Here is a 26,834-nt window from a genome sequence, read left to right as displayed (position 1 = left end):
CTGATATTTTAACTACAGCAAATCCACCTAATTAAGGTTATGCAAACTCTGCCGACACCCACAACATCCAGTAATACAGCCAACCAAGCCACCTTTGATACTACAATCAAGCGTCGTAAAACCCGTCCTGTGAAAGTGGGTAATGTCACCATCGGCGGTGGCTACCCTGTGGTGGTGCAGTCGATGATTAACGAAGACACTCTTGATATCGATGGTTCTGTAGCCGCTATTCGGCGTTTGCACGAAATTGGCTGTGAAATCGTCCGTGTCACAGTGCCGAGCATAGCTCACGCCGTAGCGTTGGCAGAAATTAAACAAAAACTCATTAAAACTTATCAAGATGTGCCAATTGTTGCTGACGTACATCACAATGGAATGAAAATTGCCCTGGAAGTTGCCAAACATATAGAAAAAGTCCGGATAAATCCCGGCTTGTATGTGTTTGAAAAACCCAACACCAATAGAACTGAATATACTCAAGCCGAATTTGAGGAAATTGGCGAAAAAATCCGCGAAACTCTCGCACCCTTGGTAATTACCCTGCGCGACCAAGGTAAAGCCATGCGTATTGGTGTCAATCACGGTTCTCTCGCTGAGAGAATGTTATTTACTTACGGCGACACTCCAGAAGGCATGGTGGAATCTGCCTTAGAATTTATTCGCATCTGCGAATCTCTCGACTTCCGTAACATAGTCATTTCCATGAAAGCTTCACGAGTTCCCGTGATGGTAGCCGCCTATCGCCTCATGGCTAAACGCATGGATGATTTAGGAATGGATTACCCCTTACATTTAGGTGTCACCGAAGCTGGTGATGGTGAATATGGACGGATTAAATCCACAGCAGGTATTGCCACATTATTAGCTGATGGTATCGGCGATACTATTCGCGTCTCCCTGACAGAAGCACCGGAAAAGGAAATTCCCGTCTGTTACAGCATTCTGCAAGCTTTAGGTTTGCGGAAAACAATGGTGGAATATGTAGCCTGTCCTTCCTGCGGACGTACTTTATTTAACTTAGAAGAAGTATTACATAAAGTACGTGAATCTACTAAACACCTCACAGGACTAGACATTGCTGTCATGGGTTGCATTGTCAATGGCCCAGGAGAGATGGCTGATGCTGACTACGGTTATGTAGGTAAAACTCCTGGTTACATTTCTTTATATCGTGGCAGAGAAGAAATTAAAAAAGTCCCAGAAGATAAAGGCGTTGAGGAACTAATTAACTTAATTAAAGCTGATGGTCGTTGGGTAGATCCTTAGAGGAAGCAGGGGAGCAGAGGGAAGTAATAACTCTCTACTCCCACATTGATTCATAAACTTTCTGTAAACAACAATCGGCTAGGTCGCCGGATTACAAAGTATTTTGATGAAGTTAGGAATACATCCTCGGTCGTTACACTTTACCCTGTGTTAGATTGAGCATACTGACTATAAATCTTTCCCTCTGACGCAGCTGTCATTATGGTGATTACAAAAAGTAGGCTTGTTTTGGGTGCTACGGCAGTGACACTCTCCACGATCGCAGTTACTAGCCTTGGCATCCACTCGCGCGGTCAGGCTTTATTTAAAGCAAGTCCCAAGGAATTGGTAGATGAAGTATGGCAAATCGTTCAGCGTCAATACGTAGACGGCACTTTTAACCAAGTTGATTGGCAGGCTGTTCGTAAGGAATACTTAAACAAGTCCTACAGTAACCAGCAGGAAGCTTATAAGTCCATACGGGAAATGCTCAAACGCCTGAATGATCCATACACCCGGTTTATGGACCCTCAGGAATTCAAGAATATGCAGGTGGATACCTCTGGGGAACTTACAGGGATTGGCATCACCATCAGTCAGGATGAAAAAACGAAGCAATTAGTAGTGATTGCACCAATTGAAGACACCCCAGCTTTTAAAGCTGGGATTCTAGCTAAAGATGTCATCCTCAAAATTGACGGCAAAAGCACCAAGGGGATGGATACTAATCAAGCCGTAAATTTGATCCGAGGTACAGCCGGCTCACAAGTAACCTTGACAATTCAGCGCAACAATCAAGAAAAACAATTTAAAATCGTAAGGGCGCGGATTGAAATTCATCCGGTGCGCTATTCTCAAAAACCAACTGCTGTTGGCAAAGTGGGCTACATTCGCCTGAACCAGTTCAGTGCTAATGCCAGTAAAGAGATGCAGGAAGCCATCAAAAATCTAGAAAAACAACAAGTAGCTGGTTATATTCTAGATTTACGTGGTAATCCGGGTGGTTTGCTCTTTTCCAGTGTAGAAATTGCCCGGATGTGGATGGATAAAGGCACAATTGTCTCTACTGTTGACCGTCAGGGAGAACGGGAAAGAGAAGTGGCGAACGGACGCGCTTTGACAAACAAACCTTTAGTAATTTTGGTGGATAAAGGTTCAGCCAGTGCTAGTGAAATTCTCTCCGGCGCATTGCAAGATAATAAGCGTGCTGTTATTGTAGGTACTCAAACTTTTGGTAAGGGCTTAGTGCAATCAGTCCGTCCTCTAGATGATGGCTCAGGATTGGCAGTTACAATCGCCAAATACCTCACTCCCAATGACAGGGATATTAACAAGCATGGCATTGATCCAGATGTGAAAGTAGAATTAACCGATGCCCAACGCCAAGATTTATGGCTACGTGAGCGCGAAAAACTCGGCACAGTGGATGATTTGCAATTTGCTAAAGCATTGGAAATCTTAGGTAAACAGATTGCTGCCAAAGGTACGCCAACGGCAGAAAAGAAGTGATGAAGTTAGGAATGGGGAAGAAATTTCCCCACGCTCCCTAAAATTACTGTGGTTGGCACTTGCCAGCCCTAATTAATCCAATGCGACGGGCGATCGCATCTTCTCTTGAATCAAAAGGCCCCCATTGTTCAATAAACTCTGAATTACTCTCCCCAAGTTTTTCACCGGGGATAATGTCACAGTTACCAGTGTTGTGCTTGATAATATACCAAGCTTGTGTGTTTTCCATCTGTGAATAAAAATTTTATTTTTTATTGGGAAAATTGTCTGGGATTAGCATTAAGCACTCTATCATTTTTGTCCTATTGCCCTAAAAAATATCCCAAATGTAGGGTGCGTCAGTGTGATATACCCTAACTATAGGCAGAAATTATTCATGCTGACGCAACCTACCCAACTACCAAACCATCGATTTCGGATAATTTATTTTTTGGTGTTCCCTAAGGTAAAATTCAGTATACAAATGCTGAAGCCATTATGAATAAACCGAAAATTTTTATTGATGGGGAAGCGGGAACTACAGGCTTACAGATTTACTCACGCCTCAACGAGCGAGATGATATTGAGCTAGTTAGTATTGCAGCATCGAAGCGCAAAGATGCGGATGAGCGAGCAAAATTGCTCAATTCCGTCGATGTAGCCATTCTTTGTTTACCTGATGATGCAGCGCGGGAAGCTGTTAGTTTAGTTAACAGTAGTCAGGTGAAGATTCTCGATGCTAGCACCGCTTATCGCACGGCTCAAGGTTGGGTATATGGTTTTCCGGAAATGAACCCAGGACAGCGAGAGAAAATCGCCAATGCTCAGTTTGTGAGCAATCCGGGGTGTTATCCTACAGGGTTTTTAGCTTGTGTACGTCCGTTAATAGCTCAAGGTATTCTTCCCAGTAGCTTTCCCATAACAATTAATGCGGTGTCTGGCTACTCTGGGGGTGGTAAGAGCCTGATCCAAAAGTATGATAGCTTCCACGAGCAGCAGAAAGGCGCAACTTCAGATTATCCCTTCGGTATCTATGGTTTACAGTTCGGTCATAAACACGTTAAAGAGATGCACCAGCATTCTGGGTTAGCATCACCACCATTGTTTATCCCTGCGGTGGGTGACTTCGAGCAGGGAATGTTGGTGCAAATACCCTTACCTCTGTGGACTTTGGACAATCCGCCATCGGGTGAAGAGATTCATCAAGCGATCGCCCAATACTACCAAGGGGAAAAGTTTGTGCAGGTAGCCCCATTTAAAGACCCTAGCCTGTTACGTGACGGCACATTTTTAGACGCAACGGCAGTTAACGGTACTAATATTGTTCAGGTTTTCGTCTTCGGTAACGATAATACGAAAGAAGCACTGTTAGTGGCTCGACTAGATAATTTGGGCAAGGGTGCATCAGGAGCAGCAGTCCAAAACCTAAATATTATGCTAGGTCTTCCAGAAGAGTTAGGATTATGACGTTATTAGTTATCAGATTAACTAATGACTAATAACTAATGACTACTGACTAATGACCAATGACTAATAAAAAACGAGTTTGCATTATCTTAGGGACACGCCCCGAAGCCATTAAACTAGCTCCGGTAATTCAGGTCTTCCAAAAATCTCCAGACTTTGAGCTGCAAGTGATTTTAACTGGACAGCATCGTGAGATGGTGGAACAAGTGATGCAGCTGTTCAACCTCAAGGCGGATTATGACCTAGAGATTATGCAGCCTCAACAGTCTCTAAGTGATATTACTTGTCGTAGTTTACGCGGTTTGGAAGGTTTATTTATTCAAAATAAGCCAGATTTGGTGTTGGTACAAGGAGATACGACAACAGCTTTTGCGGCAAGTTTAGCAGCCTTTTACCAAAAAATTCCTGTAGGTCATGTGGAAGCTGGGTTGAGAACAGATGAATTATTTAATCCTTACCCAGAAGAAGCTAATCGGCGGTTGATTTCCCAAATTACCCAGTTGCACTTTGCACCAACGACTTTGGCTGTGGAAAACTTGCAGCGTTCTGGTGTTTTAGGGGAAATTCACTTAACTGGTAATACTGTAATCGATGCTTTATTATATGTAGCCGCCAATGCACCAGCTTGCGATGTAGCTGGTTTAAACTGGGATGAGTATCGTGTGCTATTAGCTACAGTCCATCGGCGGGAAAATTGGGGTGAGCCACTACAGGCGATCGCTCAAGGATTTTTGCAGATATTAGATAAGTTTCCTGATACCGCCTTGCTCTTACCCTTACACCGCAATCCCACAGTCCGCGAACCATTGCAAGCATTACTAGGGAATCATCCACGGGTATTTTTAACAGAACCCCTTGATTATGCCGAATTGGTAGGAGCAATCGGGCGATCGCACTTTTTATTGACTGATTCTGGTGGTTTGCAAGAAGAAGCGCCTAGTCTGGGTAAACCAGTTCTGGTTCTCAGGGAAACGACAGAAAGACCGGAAGCAGTCACGGCGGGTACAGCTAAACTTGTGGGTACTGACAGCAAAACTATTACCTCTGCTGCCAGTGAGTTATTGAGTAATCCAGTAGCTTATGATGCGATGGCTAATGCAATTAATCCCTTTGGTGATGGTCATGCAGCCGAACGCATCTTAGAAATTGTGCAGAATTACTTCACTAGATGAGGTAGTGGCGATCGCCCTTACCCTCCGCCGAGGATCTACCCGACTCCGAAGAATTACGTAGATTAGGGATAGACTAAATGAGGCTAAATGGATTCGTGATAGGAATATACGGCATTTTGTTTACTCGGATGTTCTTGACGCACATCAAGTCCCCTACTTTCAAAAACACAAGCTTTACCATTTACTTTCTTCAAACCAGTACCTATCTCACCAAATCTGGTTGGTTTTTTCTTTTGAAATGATTCTGCAAGTAAGCGAAGAGCTTGGTTTTGCGTTCTTCTAGAAACAAATCTACTCCACGTCCGTCGCCAAAATGCTTCAGGACGATATCGAGCGCGTACTACAATCTCTTTGCACTCTTTTCTAGGATGGTTTTGTTCTCGCCTTGTGGGACGTAGGGAAAATTCTGCTGATGTCGGGGATGTTTTCTTGAACTTAACAACTTGATATTCCCAACTAGACCCTCCTGCGATCGCCACATGAGGAATCAAAACCCAAAGCAAGCATAGCAAAGTTAAAGTTGATTTTTTCATAAAAATCAAAAGGTGGGCATTGCCCACCCTCAATTAACCAAAGATACCAGCAAAAAAGTCAATGGTTTCCTTGAGTGCTTTGATGAATACATCAATGTCCTCGCGGGTGTTGTAGAAAGATAAGCTGGCGCGTGCGGTTGCGGCTAAACCCAAGTGGCGGTGTAATGGTTGGGTACAGTGGTGTCCAGAACGGATGGCTACACCTTCTTGATCTAATAATGTAGATAAGTCGTTAGCGTGGACTCCTGTGGTGGTAAATGTCGCTAAAGCGGCTCTACCTTCTCCATTAGCATCGGGTTTGGGGCCGTAGAGGGTAATTTGGGGAATTTGCTCTAATTGTTGGTACAAATAAGCTGTTAATTCGGCTTCATAGGCGTGGATTTGCTCCATACCGATATTAGTAAGATAATCTATCGCTGCACCGAGTGCGATCGCTTCCCCAATTGCAGGTGTACCCGCTTCAAATTTATGGGGTAATTCGGCATAAGTAGAATGGTCTAAATATACCTCAGCAATCATCTCACCACCACCAAAAAATGGGGGCATGGCTTCTAATAATGCCAACTTACCATATAAGAATCCGATGCCTGTGGGAGCGCACATTTTATGCCCAGATGCTACCAACCAGTCACAGTCTATTTGCTGGACATCAACTGGTATATGGGGAACACTTTGACAAGCATCAACTAAGAATTTCGCGCCGTATCTGTGAGTAATTTCCGCAATCTCTGCCACTGGATTTATACAACCCAATGTGTTAGAAACATGGACGATGGAAACCAGTTTTGTTTTTTCACAAATCAGTTGTTTAAACTGTTCCATATCCAAGGTTTGTTCTGGTGTTAGTTCCACGAACTTGAGAACTGCACCCGTTTTTTGAGCTACAAATTGCCAGGGAACTATATTACTGTGGTGTTCCATCACCGACAGAATAATTTCATCACCAGCTTGTAAATTGTTCATTCCCCAGCTATAGGCTACGAGGTTAATCGCTTCGCTGGCGTTGCGGGTGTAAACAATTTCTTTACGGGAGGCTGCATTAATAAATTTAGCAACTTTATCCCGTGCGCCTTCGTAAGCGTCGGTGGCTTTGGCGCTGAGGGTATGCGCTCCCCGGTGGACGTTGGAGTTATATTGCTCGTAATAATCCCTGAGTGCATTTAAGACGAACAAGGGTTTTTGCGATGTCGCCGCGTTATCTAGGTAAACTAAAGTTTTACCGTTGACTTCCTGATGCAATATGGGGAAGTCGGCGCGGACTTTATCTGCAAGGGTTTTGGTAGGTGTATAAGTCATGGGGAATTAGTCAATAGTCAATACTCATAGTCATTAGTCATTAGTTAGAGATTTAAAACTAGTGACAGTGTTTAGTAATTTGTCTCGCAAGGAAGGTACGGGAATTTGGTTGATGATTTCGGCGGCGAAAGCGTTTACTAATAACTTGCGTGCGTCGTTAGCATCTATTCCCCGGCTTTGCAGGTAGAATATTTCATCATCTTCCAACTGGCTGACGGTTGCGCCGTGGGCGCATTTTACGTTGTCGGCGGTAATTTCTAGTTGGGGTTTGGTGTCAACTCTAGCTTTTGATGATAACAGCAAGTTGCGGTTTAACTGGGCTGCATCGGTTAGCTGTGCGGGTTTGGGAACGAAAACTTTACCGTTGAAGACGGCGTGAGCGCGATCGCCTACAATACATTTATGTAATTGCTTACTTGTACCATAAGGATGATTGAGTGCGATCGCACTATGAGTATCAGCTAATTGGTTAGTGGCTACCATTGTCAAACCGTTGAGAGTAGTTTCGGTTTGTTCACCAGTCTGCAAAATCTCTAAATTATGGCGTGATATTTTCCCACCCAAAGTTACGGCGTGACAAGTATAGCGACTGTAACGCGCCTGGGTTACCGCAGTTTTCCCGATATGGAAAGCCTGCTTACTTTCATTCTCAACTCTAGTGTGAACCACTTGGGCATTGTCGGCGATCGTAATTTCCGTAACTGCGTTGGTTAGGTAAACCCCCTCGTCTACATTTGGGGTAACAAACTCCTCAATTACACTCACCTGAGAACCACTTTCCGCCACCACTAAACACCGGGGTTGGGAAATTGTCGCCGTCTCACCAGCCACAGCAATAAATACCAGATGTATTGGTGTTTCCACAATCACATTCTTCGCCACCAACACCACAGCCACATCAGAGATACCAGCCGTATTCAAAGCGGTGAATACTTCTAACGCACCTTCCGATTGTGCTAAATATTTTTGTACACGTTCCTGCTCGGTGATGGGTAACGCAGATAGATTATCTACAACTATACCGGGAGGTAAATCTGCAACTGCTGATAAATCAGGCGCATAAACACCGTTGACAAATACCAACCGGTTATTTGCGGCTTCTGACAAACTCAGCGCCGAGATATCAGCTGGCTTTACTTCCCCTTGCTGAAATTCCACCCGTCGCAAAGCTGACAAATCAGTAAACCGCCATTCTTCCTCACGGGTAGTAGGAATAGTTGAATGACGCACCCAATTCGCCGCACTTCCACGTAATTCCTGTAACCATCCCTCTGTCGCTGGTACAGTTACCTGATTCAACAAACTAACCAAATAACTATCTCTATCCAACAAACTCGATGTCAAACTCACCGCATCTGAGTTAGCAATTGCACTAGGAGAAACTTGCATCGTCATTACACACCCACCTCAACAGCAGCATCTTCTAGCAGCCAGTCATAACCACGAGACTCTAACTCTAGTGCCAATTCCTTACCACCACTAGTAATTATCTGCCCCCGTGCCATCACATGAACAAAATCCGGCACAATATAATCAAGCAACCGTTGATAGTGAGTAATCAAAATCGTCGCATTTTCCGGACTAGCGAGTTGATTCACACCATGAGCCACAATTTTCAGTGCATCAATATCTAAACCAGAATCAGTCTCATCCAAAATTGCCAACTTCGGTTCCAGTAGCGCCATTTGCAGAATCTCATTGCGCTTCTTCTCACCACCAGAAAACCCTTCATTCACACTCCGATTCAGGAAAGCCGGATTCATCTTTACCACTTCCAGCCTTTCCTCAATCAAATCATCAAAATCAAAGGTATCAATTTCCTCCAACCCTTGGGCTTTGCGACGAGAATTATAAGCCACCCGCAAGAAATCCAAATTACTCACCCCAGGGATTTCCAAAGGATATTGGAACGCCAAAAACACACCAGTCCGCGCCCGTTCCTCCGGTTCCAACTCCAGCAAATTCTGTCCCTGAAAAACTACCTCACCACCAGTCACCGTATAAGCAGGATGTCCCGCCAACACCTTAGACAAAGTACTCTTACCAGAACCATTCGGCCCCATAATTGCATGAACTTCACCAGAACGCACCTCAAGATTCACACCCTTGAGAATTGGCGTACCATCAACCTCAGCCGTCAAACCCCTTACCGACAAAACAACTTCACTATTTTCAATAATCATCTTCTCTCTCTTCTCTCTTCTCTTCTCTTCTCTTCTCCGCGTACCTCAGCGCCAACCTCAGCGCCCCTCTGCGTTAAAAACCCTAACCCACACTACCTTCCAACTTCAGACTCAACAACTTATCAGCCTCCACCGCAAACTCCATCGGTAGCTGATTAAACACATCCTTACAGAAACCGCTAATCATCATAGAAATAGCGTCCTCCGAAGAAATACCGCGTTGAGCAAAGAAAAATAGCTGATCTTCCCCAATTTTGGAAGTAGAAGCTTCATGCTCCACCTTCCCCGTATTATTCTGCACTTGAATATAAGGGAAAGTATTAGCGTGGGCATTATCGCCAATTAACATAGAGTCACACTGAGAATAGTTCCGTGCGCCTTTAGCTGTCGGGTTGATTTTCACCAAACCCCGGTAACTATTACTAGATTGACCGGCAGAGATTCCTTTAGAAATAATTGTGCTACGGGTGTTCTTCCCGATATGAATCATCTTTGTCCCGGTATCGGCTTGCTGCATATTATTTGTCAGCGCCACCGAGTAAAATTCACCAACGGAGTTATCACCAACCAATACGCAACTAGGATACTTCCAAGTAATTGCTGAACCAGTTTCCACCTGTGTCCAAGAAATCTTAGAATTTACACCTTGACACAAACCGCGCTTGGTAACGAAGTTATAAATCCCGCCTTTACCGTTAGCATCGCCAGCATACCAGTTCTGCACTGTGGAATATTTAATCTCGGCGTTATCTAAAGCCACAAGTTCCACCACAGCCGCGTGGAGTTGGTTGCTGTCGTACATAGGTGCGGTGCAACCTTCGAGGTAAGAAACATAGCTACCTTCTTCAGCGACAATCAAAGTCCGCTCAAACTGTCCCGTATCACCGGAGTTGATGCGGAAGTAGGTAGACAGTTCCATTGGGCATTTTACGCCTTTAGGAATATAGACAAAAGAACCATCGCTAAATACTGCTGCGTTGAGGGCTGCAAAGTAATTATCAGCAATGGGAACAACGCTACCCAGGTATTTCTTGATGAGTTCTGGATGTTCTTGTAAAGCTTCGGAAATTGAGCAGAAAATAACGCCATCTTTGGCGAGCTTCTCTTTAAATGTTGTGGCGACAGAAACGCTATCAAAAATCGCATCTACGGCGACATTTGCCAGACGCTTTTGTTCAGATAGGGGAATACCCAGCTTCTCGAAGGTTTCTATGAGGGTGGGGTCAACTTCGTCCAAGCTGTTGAGTTTAGCCTTCTTTTGTTTCGGCGCTGAGTAATAGATGATATTCTGATAGTCTATGGGCGGATACTTGACACTTGGCCAAGTTGGTTCCGTCATTTTTTGCCACTGGCGGAACGCTCTGAGGCGAAATTCCAGCATGAACTCCGGTTCGTTCTTCTTGGTAGAAATCAAGCGGACAACATCTTCATCGAGTCCACGGGGGATAGTGTCGGCTTCAATATCAGTGACAAAGCCGTACTTGTAAGGTTGGTTGACTAAGGTTTTAACAGTGGCACTCATTGGTAGTGTTCTCTCGTGTTCGGTACTGAATCTCTTGATAAGGATGGGAGACGGGCTTTGTTCTAGCCGAATCTCATCTCATATTACTGAGTGGTGACACGGCTGTTAGAATGGGGGTGGAGAGTAAAACAACATCGATGTTGTTTAATGTATCTCCATTTTACGCTAGATTAACAACAACAATGTTGTCAAAGTCAAATTTTCTCAAAAAATTTTTAGAAAAAGATGGCGACTACTCAGCAAGCCTCAACTAAACAAGAGATTTTAGAGTATCTCTTGAAACACTCACAGGCAACAGCCCTTGACCTAGCTAATGTTTTAGATGTCAGTCCCCAAGCAATTCGTCGTCATCTCAAAGATTTGGAGACGGAGGAGTTAGTAGTATATTCCAATACAATGCAAGCAGGTATGGGACGACCTCAACACGTTTATCAATTAAGTCGCCAAGGAAGAGAACGCCTGCACAAAAATGTGAGCGATCGCCACGGCGATTTTGCCGTATCCTTATTAGATACCCTAGCCGAAACCGTCGGACACGACCAATTCAAGACTATTTTACAGAAACAATGGGAACGTAAAGCCCAAGAATACCGCGATCGTGTAGGTAAAGGTTCTCTACAAGAACGGGTAGCGAACTTAGTCGAATTGCGAAAAAATGAAGGTTTCATGGCCGAATATCACCCTGTAGATTCCTCTGAATCAACACAGAAAGAAAGATTTATCTTTATCGAACATAACTGTGCAATTTCCAACGTTGCTGAGTCATTCCCCAGCGTTTGCGGTCATGAACTAGAAATGTTCGCGGCCGTTCTCCCAGATTGTACAGTTGAGCGTACCCACTGGCTGATTAACGGCGAACATCGTTGCGGCTATCTAGTCCAAGCCCACAAACCAACATCTCATATATAAATTGGTTTTCTCATCTCAGTTTAGGTCATGAATCATAGCCGATTGGTAAAAGCGTTTACCAATTAGTCGCTATATAATTACCCAAGACTGACTTCTTAAACAATTTTATGGATTTACCATCTCAACAACCATCAACCCAATTTCTTACTTTAGAAGAATCAGCAAAAGTTGATGCGGCTCTTTTATCATCCCCGGAAAAGTTTTTAACAAGATTGACCATTTCCTCACTAAAACTATTACAGCATATTGCCCAAGAGTATGGTGTATCTATAGAAGATTTGACAACACAACAAGTTATTTCTTGGTTTGAGAAAGACAGCAAAATTAGAAGAGAGCAAGGTATAGAATCTTCATATTTGAAGTGGTAAAGCTCTAATTTTTTCAAAAAAATAACTGAATGATTCTAGTTTATTGAAGCATAATAATTATCGCAGTTACCCATTAAAGGAGTGATACAGATAGGGACGTACAAGAGTGCGTCCCTACGAAGATTAATATTTATCTGCGGTTAATCTTTTTTCCGTACCTTAACTGTACAGGATATATTAAGCTGGCATTAAGCGTTGTAATTGTTAGAGCGAGGATTGCGAACTCCTGCGGCTGCACCTATCATGGAAGCAACTAAACCTAATAAAGAACCAAATACAAACCACCACAAACCTCTAGAAGTTGCGGCCGCAATATCACGAGCTTGTTCGGCTGTAACGTTAGGTACATTTTGTGGTATTGCAGCACCTGGTTGTTGCACTTGGTTGATGACTTCTCCTGCGTTAGAAGCTGCAACACCGAAAGCACCCGATACTCCACTGGCTAATAACCATGAGCTAAGTGCTAAAGTGGTCGCCCAAAGAATTGCGCCGTTAAGTAGTGCTGTATTTCGGTTCATTGGACCACAGGCCCGTGCTGTTACCCAACCACCAGTAAACAGAGAAATCAACAAAGCAATAGTTGACCAAAGTCCTACATTGCCTGCAACATTAGGCGCAATTGTTCTAGGTGCGCCTGAGCCGGAAACTGTACCAGCACCAATTGCACCAAATAAAGCGCTCAAGATTAGTTGAGTAGCTAAAGCAACTAATACACCAGAAATTATCGGGCCCCAACGCACACGGTCATGGTAATCACCTACTCTTCCCACCACCGTAGGTTCAGGTTGAATAACATCGTCGCCTACTCTATTGACGTATGACATAAGTCTTTATTTCTCCTGACTACTTTAACTTCAGCAAAATTTTTCTTAATTTTTATGCTTACGTTAAAATTAAATGGCTAATTGCAGATTTTAATATCTATCAGTAGAAAGAGTTATTTGCTCTGTCTTGAGTAATAATAAATAGATTATATTTATATAAGTCTATTTATTTTTATTGAAATAAAAATGTCTATTTTTTATATAGATTGTAGTTAGATAAACTTAGTAAGATTACCATTGTATTTAGTAATCTAAAATATTTTGATATTGAATAATGGGTAATAATATTAAACAATTACCCATCCTTAATAAATAAGAAACTATAACCGCAGTGTATGTAAATGGAGTATTCAGCCGCCCTAACGTACTCTCACTGCTGTACCTGTTGCAGTAATCAATAATAAAACACCTGACTGGTCTACATTAATTGTTCCGGTGTCTATTTCAATACCGATGACAGCGTTGGCTCCTAAACGTTGCGCCCGGAGTTCTAATTCTTCTATGGCTTTACGTTGTCCCTGCTCAAATAAACGTTCATAGCTGCCAGTCCGTCCACCGATAACATCACGGATACCAGCTAGAAAATCTCGGAGAAAATTGCTACCATAGACAATTTCTGCGGTAACAATACCTAAATATGAATCAATTACTGCACCTTGAATTACATCTGTTGTTGTGACAATCATAAGTTTTCCTGAGAAATTGCTGATGAGGGAACTTAGCTCCTAGTTTATCAAGCTGATACTCAATCGGAAGATTGACACTAAATATTTATGTCGTCATGGTTAATTAACTCAGTAGAAACTCTGGGTTTTTTGTATGGAAACCTTTGAGAGAATTTACGTATTATTAATATTTTGTGAAAAGGGATAAATACAGTTTTCAAAATGCAAATTTTTTGTTTTAATAAACAAGAAAAAAGTTCACTATAACTTAGGGAAAATTACTGTGTACAAACACATATCATTCGTGTTGAGTGTGTTGTTGTTGGGTGGTGGCGCTGCGACTATCCCTTCAATAGCCCAAGCGCAGGTTTTGGTTGTGCAAGCTAACAATGCAGAGTTAAAGCGATTGTTAGAGGATGGTAAGAGGTTAGTGGATGCAGGGGATTATAATGGGGCGATCGCAGTTTATCAACAAGCTGCCAGAATGGAACCGAGAAACGCCAGAATTCATTCGGGAATTGGGTATTTACACGCAAAACAGGGAAATTTTCAGGCTGCACTAGCAGCATACCGTAGGGCGATCGCTATCAACCCAAATAATAGTGATTTTTTCTATGCAGTAGGTTATATCAAAGGCAACATGGGCGATACACCTGGTGCAAAAGAAGCTTACCGCCGTGCCATCCAATTGAACCGCAACAATGTTAGCGCTTATGTGGGTTTAGGTATCACTCAATCTCGGTTGGGAGATTTCCGGTCAGCTAATTGGGCATTTGAGCAAGCAATTAAGCTTGATAGAAACAATGCCCAGACTTACGAGTTTATGGCAGCGATGTATAAACAACGACGGCAAACTAAACAAGCAAGTAACCTACTGCAAAAAGCCCGCGACTTATACCAAAGGCGGAACGATGCAGATGGTGTAGCTAGAGTAGAGGCGATGTTGCAGCAGTTATAAAGCTCAATTAATTTAGTTGCCTTCCTGTTAACTCAACAAAAATATCCTCTAAATTAGAGGGACGAACCATCATTCCTGTTTTATCTGGCTGTTGATTTAGATAAATATTTGCCTCTTCTAATGAAGGAAAAAATAGATATTCCCAACCTCGTGAACTATCATTGCTGGTTGTGGTCACCCTCAACTGTTTCATGACTAGGCCTTCGCCGTGAGCAGAACGCAATTGCTGTAAAGTCCCCAAAGAAATTAACTTACCGCCATCCATAATACCTATGCGTCCTGGTTTAGCAGAGCCAAAAGCATCACATAAAAATTCCACCTCATCCATGTAATGAGTTGTTAATAACATCGTCATACCTTGTTTATTTAAATCCCCAATAATTTCCCACAACCGACGACGAGTTTGGGGGTCTAGCCCTACCGTCGGTTCATCCAAAAACAAGATTTGTGGTTGATGCAATAAAGCTCTAGCTATTTGCAGTCTTCGTTTCATCCCTCCAGACAGAGTTTTTACCAAGCTTTCCCGCCTGTCTGCTAATTCAACATAATCCAGCCATTGATTAATTAGTCGTTGTCGTTGTGGGTTAGGGATGTGATGTAGCCTCCCATGTAGTTCCATATTTTCCCACACACTTAAATCGCCATCTACACTAGTTTGCTGCAAGACAACGCCAATACTCTGCTTGGCTAGCATAGGTTGGCGTACTACATCATAGCCAGCTACCTCCATCTTTCCTTGGGATGGTTTTGTTAGTGTAGTCAGCATCCGAATAGTGGTAGATTTTCCTGCACCGTTAGGGCCGAGAAGTGCAAATATTTCTCCAGCCTCAATGTTGAATGACAAGTCATTAACTACAGGGGTGTTGTTATAAAATTTATAGACGTTTTCGAGAAGAACAGCAGCCATCATTGAGTAAATTGGTTACACCATTTTCTCATCTACACTACCATTCATTGAATCAGGCTTTCAGAATGTGTAACTTAGGCGGTAATTGTTTTTAATCGCATTCCAGTTGCTAGCAATTGGCATTCGCCAACCAGTGCCAAAAGCGCGGTCGGTGATTTTTAGTCCTGGGGGTGCTTGGCGGCGCTTAAATTCAGCTCGTGCAACCATCTGGATAACTCTGTCTACCACTACAGGTTCATGACCTGCGGCGACAATTTCCCCTACGGATTGATGGTTGTGAATGAAGCGCTGTAATATGTCGTCCAAAATTTCGTATGGGGGTAGGGAATCTTGGTCAACTTGACCGGGTTTGAGTTCGGCGCTTGGTGCTTTAGTAAGGATGTTTTCGGGGATGATTGGGGATTGGTGGGAATTTAGCCAGTTACAAAGGGAGTAAACGCGGGTTTTGGGAACGTCGGCGATGACTGCTAAACCGCCGTTCATGTCGCCGTAGAGGGTGCAGTAACCGACTGCCATTTCCGACTTATTACCGGTGGATAATAACAGGTAGCCAAATTTATTAGCGATCGCCATTAATAAGTTACCGCGAATCCGTGACTGGATGTTCTCCTCAGCTAAACCAAATTCTGTGCCGGCAAATAACTCTACTAAACTCTGGTCAAAGCTCTGCATTAACTCCCCTATGGGTAAGATTTGGGTCTTAATTCCCAAGTTGTCGGCTAATGCTAAAGCGTCGCTAATAGAATGTTCCGAACTGTAAGGAGATGGCATTAAAACACCAAAGACATTTTCCTTACCTAAGGCCGCAGTGGCAATTGTCGCCACCAGTGCAGAATCAATCCCACCGCTTAAACCAAGCACGACTTGAGAAAAACGGCATTTTTGAGCATAATCTCGCACACCCAAAACTAAAGCGTGCCAAATTTCCTCATCTTCTGATTCATAAACAGGAGCAACAGAATTTAGTTGTAAATCTCGTTGTGATTCATCAAAATCTACTGTAATTAAATCAGATGCAAAACCCTTAGCCCGACACATCACTTCGCCTTGACGATTTAAGGCAAAACTCCGACCATCAAAAATTAAATCATCGTTACCGCCGACTTGGTTAGTGTAAATTACGGGTTGTTGAAACCTCAATGCACTATGTCTGAGCATTGCTTCTCTAAAGCTTTGCTTACCCAAACTGTAGGGCGAAGCCGATAAATTAACGATTAAATCTACACCTAAAATTGCTAAGTCGGAAATGGGATTAGCTGTGTAACTGCGTTTGCCCCAAAACTCCTCATCATTCCATAAATCTTCGCAAATTGTCACACCAATATTAATATTATCTAAGGCAAAATAATTCGCTTGTTGTCCAGCTTCAAAATAACGATGCTCATCAAATACATCATAGGTAGGCAATAGTCGCTTATGAAACATTTGTTTGACTTTGCCATTTTCTAATAAAGCTGTGCTATTAAATAAAGGTTTTCCCCCAGTAGTATGGGCTTGATGATTTGGTTCAACTGTCCCTACTAACACAGCTAAATTTACAGGCAAATCTCTAGCTAATTGCTGTAAAGTAACACTCATGGCCTCTACAAAACTGGGATTTAATAATAAATCCCGTGGGGGATAGCCACACAAAGATAGTTCTGGAGTTAGCAACAATCTTGCGCCTTTTTTTATTGCCTGCTGTGCTATTTCCAGAATTTTTTGGGCATTACCAGTTAAATCACCAATAATAGGATTAATTTGAGCGATCGCTATTTTCATTGTTTTTAATTAATAGGTTTTTGGTAGAGAGGTTGCATTGCAACCTCTCTACAATAATTTAGGCAATAATTACCAATTAGATAAATACCAAAGGTTTGTCCTTGAAAGGGGAAAAGGCTTCAGCATCAAACTTATATAAACTCGCAGGACGACCTGCACCTCGTGATACTTTGATTCCGGTATCAGATAAAAATCCCAACTTCAATAAACGCGCTCGAAAGTTGGAATAATCAGAGAAATTTTCGCCTAAAACTGTTGTGTACAACTGATATAAATCATTCAAAGTAAACATTTCCGGTAAGACTTCAAATGCAACTGGACTGTACTCTAATTTATTGCGTAAGCGGCGATGTCCATAAGCCAAAATTTCATTATGGTCAAAAGATAATTTTGGCACTTGCTTGACTGGATACCAAGCAATACCAGTCACGCCATCAGCAATTAATTCTGCTTCCTCAAATCTGACGAGAGCAAAATAACTAACGGATAGGTAACGTACACCATAACTGCCAGTTGCTTCCCTTGGGTCACGATTGGGGCCGCCAAATGTATATAGCTGTTCCAAATAGAGATTTTTGACTCTAATTTTCTCTGCCATAATGCGATAAGCAGCGTCTTCTAAAGACTCTCCTTCTCGCACCAAAGTACCAGGAAGACTCCAATAATTTAAAAATGGTTCTTGCTGTCGCATTACTAACAGAACTAACAGCCGATTTTTTTCAGTATCTACAGAAAAAATTACATTATCAACACCAACCTTAAAATCGGCTAAAGGTTGTTGATTTAACGAAGTTGAAAACTTTTTTTGGTTGCGTCCGGGCATTTGTACAAATGCTGTTGATGAATGTATTCGACTATAGGGGGGGTGAGAGCTTCAGTTTCTCCACGTTCACGATATGCTGTTGAGGAAACATCTAGACCTGTAAAAGAGGCGATCGCAATTTTACCGCCCAGTTGTTGCACAGCTTCTAGACTAGTCCCATCTATGGCATATCCTGGTCGTGGCACAATCAACAGTTGCACCTGCTGTAATAATTCTTCAACTCGATACCAACGGGGTAACTGACTCAGTAAATCTGAACCAATGATCAAAGTAAACTCTGTATTTGCACCCCAACGTAATTTCGCCTTCTCCAATGTTTCCAGAGTTCTAAAGCTACTCAAATCCTGTTCTAAAGCTATATTCTGCCGAGGCGCTTCTATATCCGCAATCAACAGCCGCAGCATTGCCGCCCGATGCTCTAATAGTGTTTGATGAGATTTAAACGGGTTATCCGCCGCCCAAACCGCCACCCAATCATAACGCTCAGACAACCAGCGTAAAATAATCTGATGTCCTGCTGTTGGTGGGTCTGCACTAGTACCAAATAAAGCAATTTTTTTCATTGTCAGTTGTCGTTAGTTGAGACGTTGCAATGTAACTTCTGTCAAATCTTGCAATGCGGTGGAAATTTGTATGGGTACGGGAACGGGATTATCTAAACGTCTTGTTTGTTCGGGTAAACTGGCGACAGAGGCGGCTGTGCGTTGGCGAATTGCGGACAGAGTTTCTCGTGGTTGTAGGCGTTGACCTTCTTTGACTACCAATTCCAACAAAGGTTTTTCTGTAATTAAGGGTGTATCTGTGATTAACCCCAATCTGTCTGCTTGAACCTGACCATCCCCAAAGGAACGAAAAATCTGCTTACGCCCTGGGTATGTTGTTTTACCACTGGACTTTTTCATCACTGGGATGTCATCAATTTCTACGAGTTTATAAACTCCATTCACGGGGGAACCTGTAACTAGCTTGGTTCCTAGTCCGTAGCCGTCGATTTCTGCACCGGCTGCTTGGAGTTTGGCAATTTCCCATTCATCTAAGTCACCACTAGCAAAAATCGATACATCTGGCAGGAGCGATCGCACTTGTTTTGATAAGCTAACTAAGTCACCAGAATCTAACCTGACACCAGATAATTCCATTTTTCCGGTATTCACTTTTTCTGCTAAGTGTTGGGCAGCCGCGATAGTATCATAAGTATCAATTAACAAAGGCGCGCCGGGAAAATAGCGATGAAACGCACTAAAGGCTTGTTCTTCACTGCCTTCCATCGCCGACAACGCCATAACCAAGGCGTGAGCCATCGTACCACTTGGCTGTTGTCCCAGTTGTAGCGCTGCTAACACATTGGAGGTGGCATCTAAACCACCCGCTAAAGCTGCCCGTGCTGCCCATAAAGACGCTTGGGGGCTAAAGGCTCGTCTCGTACCAAATTCCAAAAGTGTTGCTTGCTCACCAGCTATATCACGGAGACGTGCTGCTCTTGTGGCTACTAAGGTTTGGTAATTGAGTGTATTTAATAAGTAAGTTTCTACTAACTGTGCTTGCCATAATGGTGCTTCCACCCGTAACAGTGGCTCGTTAGCAAATACGGCTGTCCCTTCTGGTACTGCCCACACATCCCCAGTAAACCGCCCCTCGGCTAGCAATGACCAAAAGCCTTCTCCTGCATGAGCAAAAATTCCTGTGGCTTGTAATGCGGCTATTTGTTCCGGGCTAAATCTTAACTTTTCTAAATATTCCAGTGCTTGCGCCAACCCCATCGCAATTAAGTAGCCAAAACCTTCTGGCGATCGCCGCACAAATAACTCAAAGCTAGCCCGTCGTTGTTCTACACCTTCACCTGTATAACAAGCAGCCATTGTCAGCTGATAAAGATCGGTAAGTAGGCTGTAATCAGCCGCAGAGATGTTTAGTTCTGGGGTTTGCTGAACATCCCAGATGGGGATAGTTGTCATGCAAGCGCTTCCTTAAAAGAATGCTCTTTTTATTATGGTAGAATTTACCATAAATATTGTCAACCCCTAAGAAGAAATAATTTATTCACAAGCAAATACAAGCTTTATAGCCTTTTGTAAAGTTTAAAATATCCATTAATTAATGTTTATTAATAGTTAATTTCGATAATATTCCGATGATAATTATGTTTGCATAACGCCCACAAAAATTTTCAACGCTTTTGGCAGCAAGGAAGAGAAAGAAAATATCAGCGCGTTTCCCCTTGGTTTTTCACCTTTTCTGATGGGAATTTTTGGGTTAAAATCTAAGTGAAAACTGTCAACTCTCCCACAATTTAAAGTATTGCAAAGCTATCCGAAAAAGTATTACTTTTGTTCTCGATATGTTGAGAGTAAGACTCAGATCAACTTATTGGGATTAGAGTAGATAAATCACCAGAAATTGACTCAAATAGGAGTCCAACTTTATGGCTATTACCAAAATGATCGCTGGCGTAGTACAGTATGTTTCTGAAGCCTTCTTGCGGATTTTTGGCCCTAATGACGATGCTTATCCAACTATAGGCGTACAACCATTTACAGGTGATCCTTATAAAAAGCGTACAGCAGAGATTTGGTAAATATAGCAGGGAACAGGCTGATGGTTATTTTCTGTTCTCATCTTCCTAGATACTGCTACTACGAACTCATCAATAAATGACAAATAAAATTTTGATTAGCAAAAAGGTATGGGATAATTATTCCATGCTTTTTTGTATAATCACTTAATCATCATTAGGCAAGATTTTTCAGTATTATTCAAAAGTTATACCAATTAAAAATTAAAAATTAATAATCAATACAGGACAAGCATTTGGGGCTGTATATCTGTCGCATTCTTTTTTAAAATTGGTATTATTTATTGTTGAATAGGAATTTCAATGATAAATTCTGTACCTTTCCCAGGGTGGGAATTACATTGCAGTTTACCGCCATGCTTTTCGGTGATGATTTGGTAACTGATAGACATCCCCATACCTGTTCCTTTGCCCACAGGCTTGGTAGTAAAAAACGGATTAAATATCTGTTGTTGAGTTTTTTCTGACATACCCATACCGTTATCAGCGATCGCCATCCTAATCCAATTAGCACCGCTAACTGAAGTAGAAATCCGAATTGTGGGAATTTCCCCATTACCCATTACCCATTCTCCTTTAACTATTCCGTCCTCTAAAGCATCAATGGCGTTTGCTAGAATATTCATAAAAACTTGATTAAGCTGCCCCGCATAGCATTCTACTGATGGTAAAGTCCCATAGTCCTTAATCACTTGAACGGCTGGACGTTCTGGTTGCTCTTTGAGGCGATGTTGTAAGATCATTAAAGTACTATCGATGCCTGCATGAATGTCCACAGCTTTAAATTCAGCTTCATCCATGCGAGAAAAAGTACGCAACGACAACACAATTTGGCGGATACGTTGAGTACCCACCTTCATAGAGTTTAAAATTTTTGGCAAATCTTGTTGGATATATTCCAGGTCAATTTCCTCATGCAAATCTTGTAATCCAGGTTCATAATTGGGATTTTTTTGTTGATAAACTTCAATAATTCGCAGTAAGTCTTGAGTATGCTCCTCAAGATAATTGAGATTACCGTGGATAAAGTTAACAGGATTATTAATTTCGTGGGCGACACCAGCAACCAACTGTCCTAAGCTAGACATTTTCTCTGCTTGAATCATCTGCGTCTGAGTGCGTTGGAGTTCTTGCACAGTTGTTTCTAAATCTTGCGCTTGTTGTCTGAGTCGGGCTTCAATTTGTTGGCGATCGCGGATATCACGGGCAATAGTGGATAAAAATTCTACTTCCCCTTGTTCATTTTTATGGGCAATAATCACTTGAGAAACAGGGAACTCTTCTCCGTTGCGCGATCGCATTAAAGATTCTCCAGACCAAATTCCCTGTTCCATAACTGTAGGTATAATTTCAGTCTGAAATCTCTCTAACATTGACACTCCCGTCGCCGAAGCGATAGGAAATTTCTCAGTTGTGGGGATACCCAGCAAATTCTGTGCCGCTTGATTTAAGTAGCAATTTATTCCAGACGCATCAGCTATACCAACAATATCAGGGGTTGCTTCCAAAATTGCCAGTAATCTTTTTTGTTCCCGTTCTGCTTCTACGCGCTCACTAATATCCCTCACTACCGCAATGGCATGAGGCTTACCATCGTAGTAAAGCAGTTTTCCTGTGACTTCTATATCAAAGCTAGTACCGTCTTTGCAAATACCTACAGCTTGGGTATGATATTTCTGCCCAGCTTTCACTGTTTTGATAAAATCCCCAAACTTCTCATAAGATTCGGCGTGAATATAATCTGTGGGGTTGAGATTGAGAAACTCAGATTGAGAATAGCCGTGCATCTCACAAAAAGCAGGATTCACCGCAACTAACTTGCTAGTATCCAAATCTATAACGCCGATACCATCATTCACAGTCTCAAAAATGCCCCGATACTGGGCTTCTTGTTGACGTAGCGTGACTTCAGTTTGTTTGCATGAGCGAAGCTCAACACTATCGCTCACATCTCTAGCCATCGCCAAAATATAGTTATCGTGACCAACCAAAGTCCACGATAGCCAGCGATAGGAACCATCTTTGCAGCGATAGCGATTTTCCAACCGAAAAACCCGAATTCCTTCACTTAACTTAGACATTTCAGCCAAGGTAGCGGCTCTATCTTCTGGATGTACTAGCTCCATGAAGGGTAAAGATAAAAGCTCCGCTTGAGAATAACCCAAAATATCTTCACCAGCCTGATTCACTCGCTGAAAATGGCCATTAAAGTCAGCAATACAGAGTATATCCACTGAAATATCAAAAAATAGCAACAAGTTTTTAGATTCACTGAGTTCCTGTTCCAGTCGGGCGATAACTGCACTAGATTCTTGGGTAGTTGCAGCCAACTGTTGCTTTAATTGAGCGTTTTGTTGCTGGAGTAGATTTATTTGCTGCTTCAGTGTTTCATTATACATAAGCTATTTAATAAGTCGTCAGGTTTAATCTGGAGTTATGTAGATGTGCTTTTAAGACTGGTTAATTGGCAATTGAAAATACATCTTTTCCTGTTACTTATTAGCTATCACCATTCTGAACTGCGGGAGAGACGCTCCAGATCCTCATCAGCGTCTTGCAGAGAAAGGCTTTAGCTCTTAACAGAGTCGTTGAATACTAACGGCACAAGTCTATTAAGTAGAACAGTGTAAATAATTAAATGTTTGTAGTAAGAACTAAAGTTCTCTCTGCAAGACGCTCCGCGAACAGAAAAGGAGTAAAGTCCTTACTACGAAATGAAGCCTAGTATTTTTACATCACTTAACATAGGTTGGTTTTTTCAAGTCGTTCTACTTAGCATCTCTTGAACTGATAACTAGCAAATTACGCAAATTTATTATTCCCATTTATCTTGGGTGTTTATTACTTTTTGCAATAAATCGACGGTGATCAGAACGTGAACCAGCAGATAGCAACTATAAAATCACACAGACTAATCAACCAAACAGAGAAATAGATTTCTGGAACTACAAACACCATTGCTGTATTATCACTGGTTTGTAAATCAGTTTTGTAGGAAAGATCGTTATGTCTCGAAATCGACGAATGTCCCTAGCAATGATCGTTGCTATGACTACCCTTGTGCCATTTTTAACAATTAGCAATTTTCGAGATATGCCTGGACACTCCCAGGAAATTCAGACACCTGCAATTCCGGTGAATGTTAACCTTGGGCGTTCATTTAATCAACTGGGAATCAAAGGTTCTATTCTAATTTACGATCGCAACAACAAAAAATTTTACGAACACAACGCTGCTCGCAACTCACAATCGTTCCTTCCTGCCTCGACTTTTAAAATTTTTAATTCTCTGGTAGCTTTAGAGACTGGGGTAATTTCCAATGATGTGGCTATTTTGACTTGGGACGGTATGCAGCGCCAGTTCCCCACATGGAATCAAGACACCAATATACGCCAAGCATTCAGAAATTCGACAGTATGGTTCTACCAAGTACTGGCTCGAAAAATTGGTCATGAACGGATGGAGAAATTTATCAAGCAAGTCGGCTATGGGAATCTTCAAATCGGCACACCTGAGCAAATTGACAGATTTTGGCTAGAAGGGCCTTTGCAAATTACACCCAAACAACAGATTGAGTTTCTACAACGTCTGCACCGCAAAGAGTTACCCTTTTCCCAACGTACTTTGGATTTAGTTCAAGACATCATGATTTACGAACGTACCCCCAATTATGTATTGCGAGGAAAGACAGGCTGGGCGGCAAGTGTTACCCCGAATATTGGCTGGTTTGTGGGATATCTGGAACAAAACAATAATGTATATTTCTTTGCTACCAATATTGATATACGCAACAATGATGACGCTGCTGCCCGAATTGAAGTTACTCGGCGCAGTCTCAAAGCTTTAGGATTGCTGTGAATCAATTCAAAATTCAAAATTCAATACAGCCCCAAACGCTTGTCCTGTCTTGATTTTGAATTTTGTACCCTACGGGGAAGCAAGCTACGCGGTAGCGTAGCGTAGCAAAGGGTATTTTGAATTGGTATAAGTCCTACCTGACGGGATATTAGAACTTAATAGAATCCTCTAACAGAGATTTTTGTTGTAACCAATCTTTGCCTACTTGGATACTAATATCTGAGTTGAGACTACCAGTGCTTTCTACCCGCACTTCGCCAAAACCTAAGGCGTTGCGAATGGACTCAGCGCTGTTGCCGTCGCCTTGCTGGGCAATAATATTAGTGACTTCCAAGGGTTCAGTCCAAGCATTAGCCACGTAAACGTTACGATAGCCGGCTTTTTCTAAGGCATTAATTAAAGGACGTAGTTGAGAGCGATCGCTACCTGTGCTATCCTGAATTGCCACTCGTACAGCCGTTGGATCATTTACCGGGTTTTCTGATAGAGATTCCAAACCAAAATGCTGTGCCATAAGTTTAGCGATACCATTTTTACTTGGTATCCAATAGCTGGCATTATACTCATTTGGTTCGCTGAAACGTCCGGGTAGCATTAACATTTGCATATTGGTGCGATTAGTCCGCACACCAAAACCCACTAGCGCTACCAATTCCTCAACTGTCAAGTTGGTGTCGATATTATCTTTAACTACGTTGAGAATTTTTGGTAACTGAGCTACTGTTACAGGGTTAAGAGCTTGATCCATTAAAGCACGCATCACCATTTGCTGGCGTTGAATCCGGCCAATATCTCCTAGTTCATCATGACGAAAGCGGAGTAATTGTAGTACCTGGTCGCCATTCAGATGCTGTTTACCTGCCTTTAAATTAATATATAAGTGTTGGGAATGATCTTGATATTTCATATCTTTGGGGACATAAACTGTCACTCCGCCCAAAGCATCAATGAGTTTACCAACTCCCAAAACGTTAATGCGGATATAGCGATCAATACCCACACCACCCAACAGATTACTAACAGTTGTGGCAGTTAAAGCAGGCCCACCCTCCACGTTAGCGGCATTAATTTTTCTGACTCCATGCCCTTCTATACGCGTGCGGGTATCTCTGGGAATGGAAAGCATAGCAATTTTTTTGGTCTCTGGGTCAAACTTCACCATGAGCATGACATCAGCAAGACCATCAAAGGAATTTACCTGGGGTAGGTAGCGGAGATTTTGGGTTTCAGTAGGGGGATTTTGAACATCTGGTGGAAGTACGCTCATCCCCATGACTAATAGATTCACAGGCCGAGTTAATTCAGAAAAACGTAATCCACTACCAGAGATGGCATCACCATCAAAGACTGCTTCTTCTTGGGGGCTGAGTTGAGCTTGCTGCAATGGTGTACTGGTTAATGAAACAGCTAATAGCGCTCCGGCTGTTGCTGATACCATCGCAATTCCACCCATACCCATCCAAAACCATAGCCAACGCCCCGGTTTCGTATTGCGCGAATTTTTGCCACTGGAGTTAGGGGCGTTTGACGATGGATTTCCTTCTGCTGAAGTTCTTTGAATGGTCACAGACTTCCTCACACTATACTGATGAATTAAGTAAATTTGCTGACTTAAAATAATGCAGATAAATCAACCCATAATAGCTAACTTTTAATCAATTACATTGACATTTTATTTTGCTTTCAACCACAACACTTATAGCAGGATTTTTCCTCATTGTGGCAATTTTCTAATTGATTTATAGCAGTATGGCAATAGTCCGTTCCCTTTGACTAGGTCTATCAGAAAATTATGCGTAATTTTGTTAGCCATTAAGTAAAAATGCTGCCTAATCATCTGAGAAACTCAAGATAAATATTTGCTAAACACCTGTTCTGCAAAGCGACTCAACCCTGGTAAACGATGGGACTTACCTTGGAATAAGCGCAAAATTAACCAGATACTTACCAAGAAGTAACCAGATGTAAAAAAGCCATTCAGAATTAACAGGCGCAGGGTGAAAAATTCCGCAGTTGCTGCTCCAGTAGCCAACAAGAGATACCCCAACAACCAAGTAAACGCCAGAGTAATAGACAGACGACTCACCGCCAGTTGTTCCCGGCTACCTTGACAGCGATAAACAGTCCAGAGGGATGGAAAAAAGCCAATAACAGGGATTAGATGTAAAATAAGCTGTGTTTTAGGAATAGTTGACTCTTCCTCGCTCACCGTGATGTTTTGATTTGATTGAAAGTCTTCCATTGTTTTTTCGTCAAATCCTAAACTAGAGGGATGAATGACAA

The 26,834-nt window shown here is 42.3% G+C and carries 25 protein-coding genes; 9 read left to right on the top strand and 16 right to left on the bottom strand.

Annotated elements, in window-relative coordinates; translation table 11 throughout:
• The first annotated feature begins 39 nt into the window (after nucleotides 1-39).
• Both ispG and ctpC read left to right on the top strand, forming a co-directional pair.
• Nucleotides 40-1,266: a (E)-4-hydroxy-3-methylbut-2-enyl-diphosphate synthase gene (gene ispG / locus ACN222_RS12515; RefSeq protein ID WP_010996657.1), complete on the top strand. Its 1,227-nt coding sequence runs from the start codon at nucleotides 40-42 to the stop codon at nucleotides 1,264-1,266.
• Between the two features lie 201 nt (nucleotides 1,267-1,467).
• Nucleotides 1,468-2,754 carry a carboxyl-terminal processing protease CtpC gene (ctpC, locus tag ACN222_RS12510; RefSeq protein ID WP_010996656.1) on the top strand — a complete coding sequence of 429 codons (1,287 nt, stop codon included), beginning with the start codon at nucleotides 1,468-1,470 and terminating at the stop codon, nucleotides 2,752-2,754.
• Nucleotides 2,755-2,797: 43 nt separating this feature from the next.
• On the opposite strand, the gene ACN222_RS12505 is transcribed toward ctpC, so the two are convergent.
• On the bottom strand, nucleotides 2,798-2,983 hold the full coding sequence (locus ACN222_RS12505; RefSeq protein WP_010996655.1) for a DDE transposase family protein: 186 nt from the start codon (nucleotides 2,981-2,983) through the stop codon (nucleotides 2,798-2,800).
• Between the two features lie 248 nt (nucleotides 2,984-3,231).
• Between ACN222_RS12505 and argC the strand changes: the two genes are divergently transcribed.
• Both argC and wecB read left to right on the top strand, forming a co-directional pair.
• Nucleotides 3,232-4,200 carry an N-acetyl-gamma-glutamyl-phosphate reductase gene (gene argC / locus ACN222_RS12500; RefSeq protein WP_010996654.1) on the top strand — a complete coding sequence of 323 codons (969 nt, stop codon included), beginning with the start codon at nucleotides 3,232-3,234 and terminating at the stop codon, nucleotides 4,198-4,200.
• 59 nt (nucleotides 4,201-4,259) lie between these two features.
• Complete coding sequence (gene wecB, locus ACN222_RS12495) at nucleotides 4,260-5,372, top strand: non-hydrolyzing UDP-N-acetylglucosamine 2-epimerase (RefSeq protein WP_010996653.1); 1,113 nt, start codon at nucleotides 4,260-4,262, stop codon at nucleotides 5,370-5,372.
• Between the two features lie 83 nt (nucleotides 5,373-5,455).
• Here wecB and ACN222_RS12490 read toward each other — a convergent pair whose 3' ends face one another.
• From ACN222_RS12490 to sufB, 5 genes are all read right to left on the bottom strand, one after another.
• Nucleotides 5,456-5,905: a hypothetical protein gene (locus tag ACN222_RS12490; protein WP_044521398.1), complete on the bottom strand. Its 450-nt coding sequence runs from the start codon at nucleotides 5,903-5,905 to the stop codon at nucleotides 5,456-5,458.
• A gap of 33 nt (nucleotides 5,906-5,938) precedes the next feature.
• Nucleotides 5,939-7,201, bottom strand: a complete 1,263-nt coding sequence (locus ACN222_RS12485) for a cysteine desulfurase (RefSeq protein WP_010996651.1) — start codon at nucleotides 7,199-7,201, stop codon at nucleotides 5,939-5,941.
• Between the two features lie 33 nt (nucleotides 7,202-7,234).
• On the bottom strand, nucleotides 7,235-8,596 hold the full coding sequence (gene sufD, locus ACN222_RS12480; protein ID WP_010996650.1) for a Fe-S cluster assembly protein SufD: 1,362 nt from the start codon (nucleotides 8,594-8,596) through the stop codon (nucleotides 7,235-7,237).
• Nucleotides 8,596-9,384, bottom strand: a complete 789-nt coding sequence (gene sufC, locus ACN222_RS12475) for a Fe-S cluster assembly ATPase SufC (RefSeq protein ID WP_010996649.1) — start codon at nucleotides 9,382-9,384, stop codon at nucleotides 8,596-8,598. The genes sufD and sufC overlap by 1 nt, the downstream gene beginning before the upstream one ends.
• A gap of 82 nt (nucleotides 9,385-9,466) precedes the next feature.
• Complete coding sequence (sufB, locus tag ACN222_RS12470; protein ID WP_010996648.1) at nucleotides 9,467-10,906, bottom strand: Fe-S cluster assembly protein SufB; 1,440 nt, start codon at nucleotides 10,904-10,906, stop codon at nucleotides 9,467-9,469.
• 225 nt (nucleotides 10,907-11,131) lie between these two features.
• On the opposite strand from sufB, the gene sufR reads away from it, so the two are divergent.
• On the top strand, nucleotides 11,132-11,815 hold the full coding sequence (gene sufR, locus ACN222_RS12465; protein WP_010996647.1) for an iron-sulfur cluster biosynthesis transcriptional regulator SufR: 684 nt from the start codon (nucleotides 11,132-11,134) through the stop codon (nucleotides 11,813-11,815).
• A gap of 107 nt (nucleotides 11,816-11,922) precedes the next feature.
• Nucleotides 11,923-12,183: a hypothetical protein gene (locus tag ACN222_RS12460; protein WP_010996646.1), complete on the top strand. Its 261-nt coding sequence runs from the start codon at nucleotides 11,923-11,925 to the stop codon at nucleotides 12,181-12,183.
• A 188-nt stretch (nucleotides 12,184-12,371) separates the two neighbouring features.
• On the opposite strand, the gene ACN222_RS12455 is transcribed toward ACN222_RS12460, so the two are convergent.
• The gene (locus ACN222_RS12455; protein ID WP_010996645.1) at nucleotides 12,372-13,007 is read right to left on the bottom strand and encodes a hypothetical protein; all 636 of its coding nucleotides are present in this window, start codon (nucleotides 13,005-13,007) and stop codon (nucleotides 12,372-12,374) included.
• A 359-nt stretch (nucleotides 13,008-13,366) separates the two neighbouring features.
• On the bottom strand, nucleotides 13,367-13,693 hold the full coding sequence (locus ACN222_RS12450; protein WP_010996644.1) for a YbjQ family protein: 327 nt from the start codon (nucleotides 13,691-13,693) through the stop codon (nucleotides 13,367-13,369).
• A 262-nt stretch (nucleotides 13,694-13,955) separates the two neighbouring features.
• On the opposite strand from ACN222_RS12450, the gene ACN222_RS12445 reads away from it, so the two are divergent.
• On the top strand, nucleotides 13,956-14,630 hold the full coding sequence (locus ACN222_RS12445; RefSeq protein ID WP_010996643.1) for a tetratricopeptide repeat protein: 675 nt from the start codon (nucleotides 13,956-13,958) through the stop codon (nucleotides 14,628-14,630).
• A gap of 7 nt (nucleotides 14,631-14,637) precedes the next feature.
• On the opposite strand, the gene ACN222_RS12440 is transcribed toward ACN222_RS12445, so the two are convergent.
• The 5 genes from ACN222_RS12440 to ACN222_RS12420 form a co-directional block, all read right to left on the bottom strand.
• Nucleotides 14,638-15,540 (bottom strand): ABC transporter ATP-binding protein, encoded by a 903-nt coding sequence (locus ACN222_RS12440; protein WP_010996642.1) that lies wholly within the window; start codon nucleotides 15,538-15,540, stop codon nucleotides 14,638-14,640.
• Nucleotides 15,541-15,597: 57 nt separating this feature from the next.
• Nucleotides 15,598-17,298: an NAD+ synthase gene (locus tag ACN222_RS12435; RefSeq protein ID WP_010996641.1), complete on the bottom strand. Its 1,701-nt coding sequence runs from the start codon at nucleotides 17,296-17,298 to the stop codon at nucleotides 15,598-15,600.
• 76 nt (nucleotides 17,299-17,374) lie between these two features.
• Entirely contained in the window at nucleotides 17,375-18,121 is a 747-nt protein-coding gene (locus ACN222_RS12430) for an NUDIX hydrolase (RefSeq protein ID WP_010996640.1), read from the bottom strand.
• Nucleotides 18,082-18,684: a nicotinate-nucleotide adenylyltransferase gene (locus tag ACN222_RS12425; RefSeq protein ID WP_010996639.1), complete on the bottom strand. Its 603-nt coding sequence runs from the start codon at nucleotides 18,682-18,684 to the stop codon at nucleotides 18,082-18,084. Before ACN222_RS12425 ends, ACN222_RS12430 begins: the two co-directional genes overlap by 40 nt.
• 12 nt (nucleotides 18,685-18,696) lie before the next feature.
• The gene (locus ACN222_RS12420; RefSeq protein ID WP_010996638.1) at nucleotides 18,697-20,076 is read right to left on the bottom strand and encodes a nicotinate phosphoribosyltransferase; all 1,380 of its coding nucleotides are present in this window, start codon (nucleotides 20,074-20,076) and stop codon (nucleotides 18,697-18,699) included.
• A 467-nt stretch (nucleotides 20,077-20,543) separates the two neighbouring features.
• On the opposite strand from ACN222_RS12420, the gene ACN222_RS12415 reads away from it, so the two are divergent.
• Nucleotides 20,544-20,696, top strand: a complete 153-nt coding sequence (locus tag ACN222_RS12415; RefSeq protein WP_044521395.1) for a hypothetical protein — start codon at nucleotides 20,544-20,546, stop codon at nucleotides 20,694-20,696.
• A 278-nt stretch (nucleotides 20,697-20,974) separates the two neighbouring features.
• Here the strand turns inward: ACN222_RS12415 and ACN222_RS12410 are convergent, their stop codons facing one another.
• Entirely contained in the window at nucleotides 20,975-23,092 is a 2,118-nt protein-coding gene (locus ACN222_RS12410) for a PAS domain-containing sensor histidine kinase (protein ID WP_010996637.1), read from the bottom strand.
• Between the two features lie 607 nt (nucleotides 23,093-23,699).
• Between ACN222_RS12410 and blaOXA the strand changes: the two genes are divergently transcribed.
• On the top strand, nucleotides 23,700-24,551 hold the full coding sequence (gene blaOXA, locus ACN222_RS12405) for a class D beta-lactamase (RefSeq protein ID WP_010996636.1): 852 nt from the start codon (nucleotides 23,700-23,702) through the stop codon (nucleotides 24,549-24,551).
• Between the two features lie 148 nt (nucleotides 24,552-24,699).
• Here the strand turns inward: blaOXA and ACN222_RS12400 are convergent, their stop codons facing one another.
• Both ACN222_RS12400 and ACN222_RS12395 read right to left on the bottom strand, forming a co-directional pair.
• Nucleotides 24,700-26,118 (bottom strand): LCP family protein, encoded by a 1,419-nt coding sequence (locus ACN222_RS12400; protein WP_044521393.1) that lies wholly within the window; start codon nucleotides 26,116-26,118, stop codon nucleotides 24,700-24,702.
• Nucleotides 26,119-26,397: 279 nt separating this feature from the next.
• Nucleotides 26,398-26,793, bottom strand: a complete 396-nt coding sequence (locus ACN222_RS12395; RefSeq protein WP_010996634.1) for a hypothetical protein — start codon at nucleotides 26,791-26,793, stop codon at nucleotides 26,398-26,400.
• Nucleotides 26,794-26,834: the final 41 nt, after the last annotated feature.

The sequence above is a fragment of the Anabaena sp. FACHB-595 genome, assembly GCF_048568275.1.
Taxonomy (GTDB): Bacteria; Cyanobacteriota; Cyanobacteriia; order Cyanobacteriales; family Nostocaceae; genus Trichormus.
This window is presented reverse-complemented; position numbering and strand designations above follow the sequence as displayed.

What these genes read in the sequence shown, in the direction of transcription:
- sufC (WP_010996649.1), bottom strand. Translation starts at nt 9,384, where the DNA reads ATGATTATTGAAAATAGTGAAGTTGTTTTGTCGGTAAGGGGTTTGACG.
- ispG (WP_010996657.1), top strand. Translation starts at nt 40, where the DNA reads ATGCAAACTCTGCCGACACCCACAACATCCAGTAATACAGCCAACCAA.
- sufB (WP_010996648.1), bottom strand. Translation starts at nt 10,906, where the DNA reads ATGAGTGCCACTGTTAAAACCTTAGTCAACCAACCTTACAAGTACGGC.
- ACN222_RS12440 (WP_010996642.1), bottom strand. Translation starts at nt 15,540, where the DNA reads ATGATGGCTGCTGTTCTTCTCGAAAACGTCTATAAATTTTATAACAAC.
- ACN222_RS12485 (WP_010996651.1), bottom strand. Translation starts at nt 7,201, where the DNA reads ATGACTTATACACCTACCAAAACCCTTGCAGATAAAGTCCGCGCCGAC.
- ACN222_RS12420 (WP_010996638.1), bottom strand. Translation starts at nt 20,076, where the DNA reads ATGACAACTATCCCCATCTGGGATGTTCAGCAAACCCCAGAACTAAAC.
- ACN222_RS12490 (WP_044521398.1), bottom strand. Translation starts at nt 5,905, where the DNA reads ATGAAAAAATCAACTTTAACTTTGCTATGCTTGCTTTGGGTTTTGATT.
- ACN222_RS12395 (WP_010996634.1), bottom strand. Translation starts at nt 26,793, where the DNA reads ATGGAAGACTTTCAATCAAATCAAAACATCACGGTGAGCGAGGAAGAG.
- ACN222_RS12410 (WP_010996637.1), bottom strand. Translation starts at nt 23,092, where the DNA reads ATGTATAATGAAACACTGAAGCAGCAAATAAATCTACTCCAGCAACAA.
- ACN222_RS12460 (WP_010996646.1), top strand. Translation starts at nt 11,923, where the DNA reads ATGGATTTACCATCTCAACAACCATCAACCCAATTTCTTACTTTAGAA.
- blaOXA (WP_010996636.1), top strand. Translation starts at nt 23,700, where the DNA reads ATGTCTCGAAATCGACGAATGTCCCTAGCAATGATCGTTGCTATGACT.
- sufR (WP_010996647.1), top strand. Translation starts at nt 11,132, where the DNA reads ATGGCGACTACTCAGCAAGCCTCAACTAAACAAGAGATTTTAGAGTAT.
- ACN222_RS12415 (WP_044521395.1), top strand. Translation starts at nt 20,544, where the DNA reads ATGGCTATTACCAAAATGATCGCTGGCGTAGTACAGTATGTTTCTGAA.
- argC (WP_010996654.1), top strand. Translation starts at nt 3,232, where the DNA reads ATGAATAAACCGAAAATTTTTATTGATGGGGAAGCGGGAACTACAGGC.
- sufD (WP_010996650.1), bottom strand. Translation starts at nt 8,596, where the DNA reads ATGACGATGCAAGTTTCTCCTAGTGCAATTGCTAACTCAGATGCGGTG.
- ctpC (WP_010996656.1), top strand. Translation starts at nt 1,468, where the DNA reads ATGGTGATTACAAAAAGTAGGCTTGTTTTGGGTGCTACGGCAGTGACA.
- ACN222_RS12450 (WP_010996644.1), bottom strand. Translation starts at nt 13,693, where the DNA reads ATGATTGTCACAACAACAGATGTAATTCAAGGTGCAGTAATTGATTCA.
- ACN222_RS12430 (WP_010996640.1), bottom strand. Translation starts at nt 18,121, where the DNA reads ATGCCCGGACGCAACCAAAAAAAGTTTTCAACTTCGTTAAATCAACAA.
- ACN222_RS12505 (WP_010996655.1), bottom strand. Translation starts at nt 2,983, where the DNA reads ATGGAAAACACACAAGCTTGGTATATTATCAAGCACAACACTGGTAAC.
- wecB (WP_010996653.1), top strand. Translation starts at nt 4,260, where the DNA reads ATGACTAATAAAAAACGAGTTTGCATTATCTTAGGGACACGCCCCGAA.
- ACN222_RS12455 (WP_010996645.1), bottom strand. Translation starts at nt 13,007, where the DNA reads ATGTCATACGTCAATAGAGTAGGCGACGATGTTATTCAACCTGAACCT.
- ACN222_RS12425 (WP_010996639.1), bottom strand. Translation starts at nt 18,684, where the DNA reads ATGAAAAAAATTGCTTTATTTGGTACTAGTGCAGACCCACCAACAGCA.
- ACN222_RS12435 (WP_010996641.1), bottom strand. Translation starts at nt 17,298, where the DNA reads ATGAAAATAGCGATCGCTCAAATTAATCCTATTATTGGTGATTTAACT.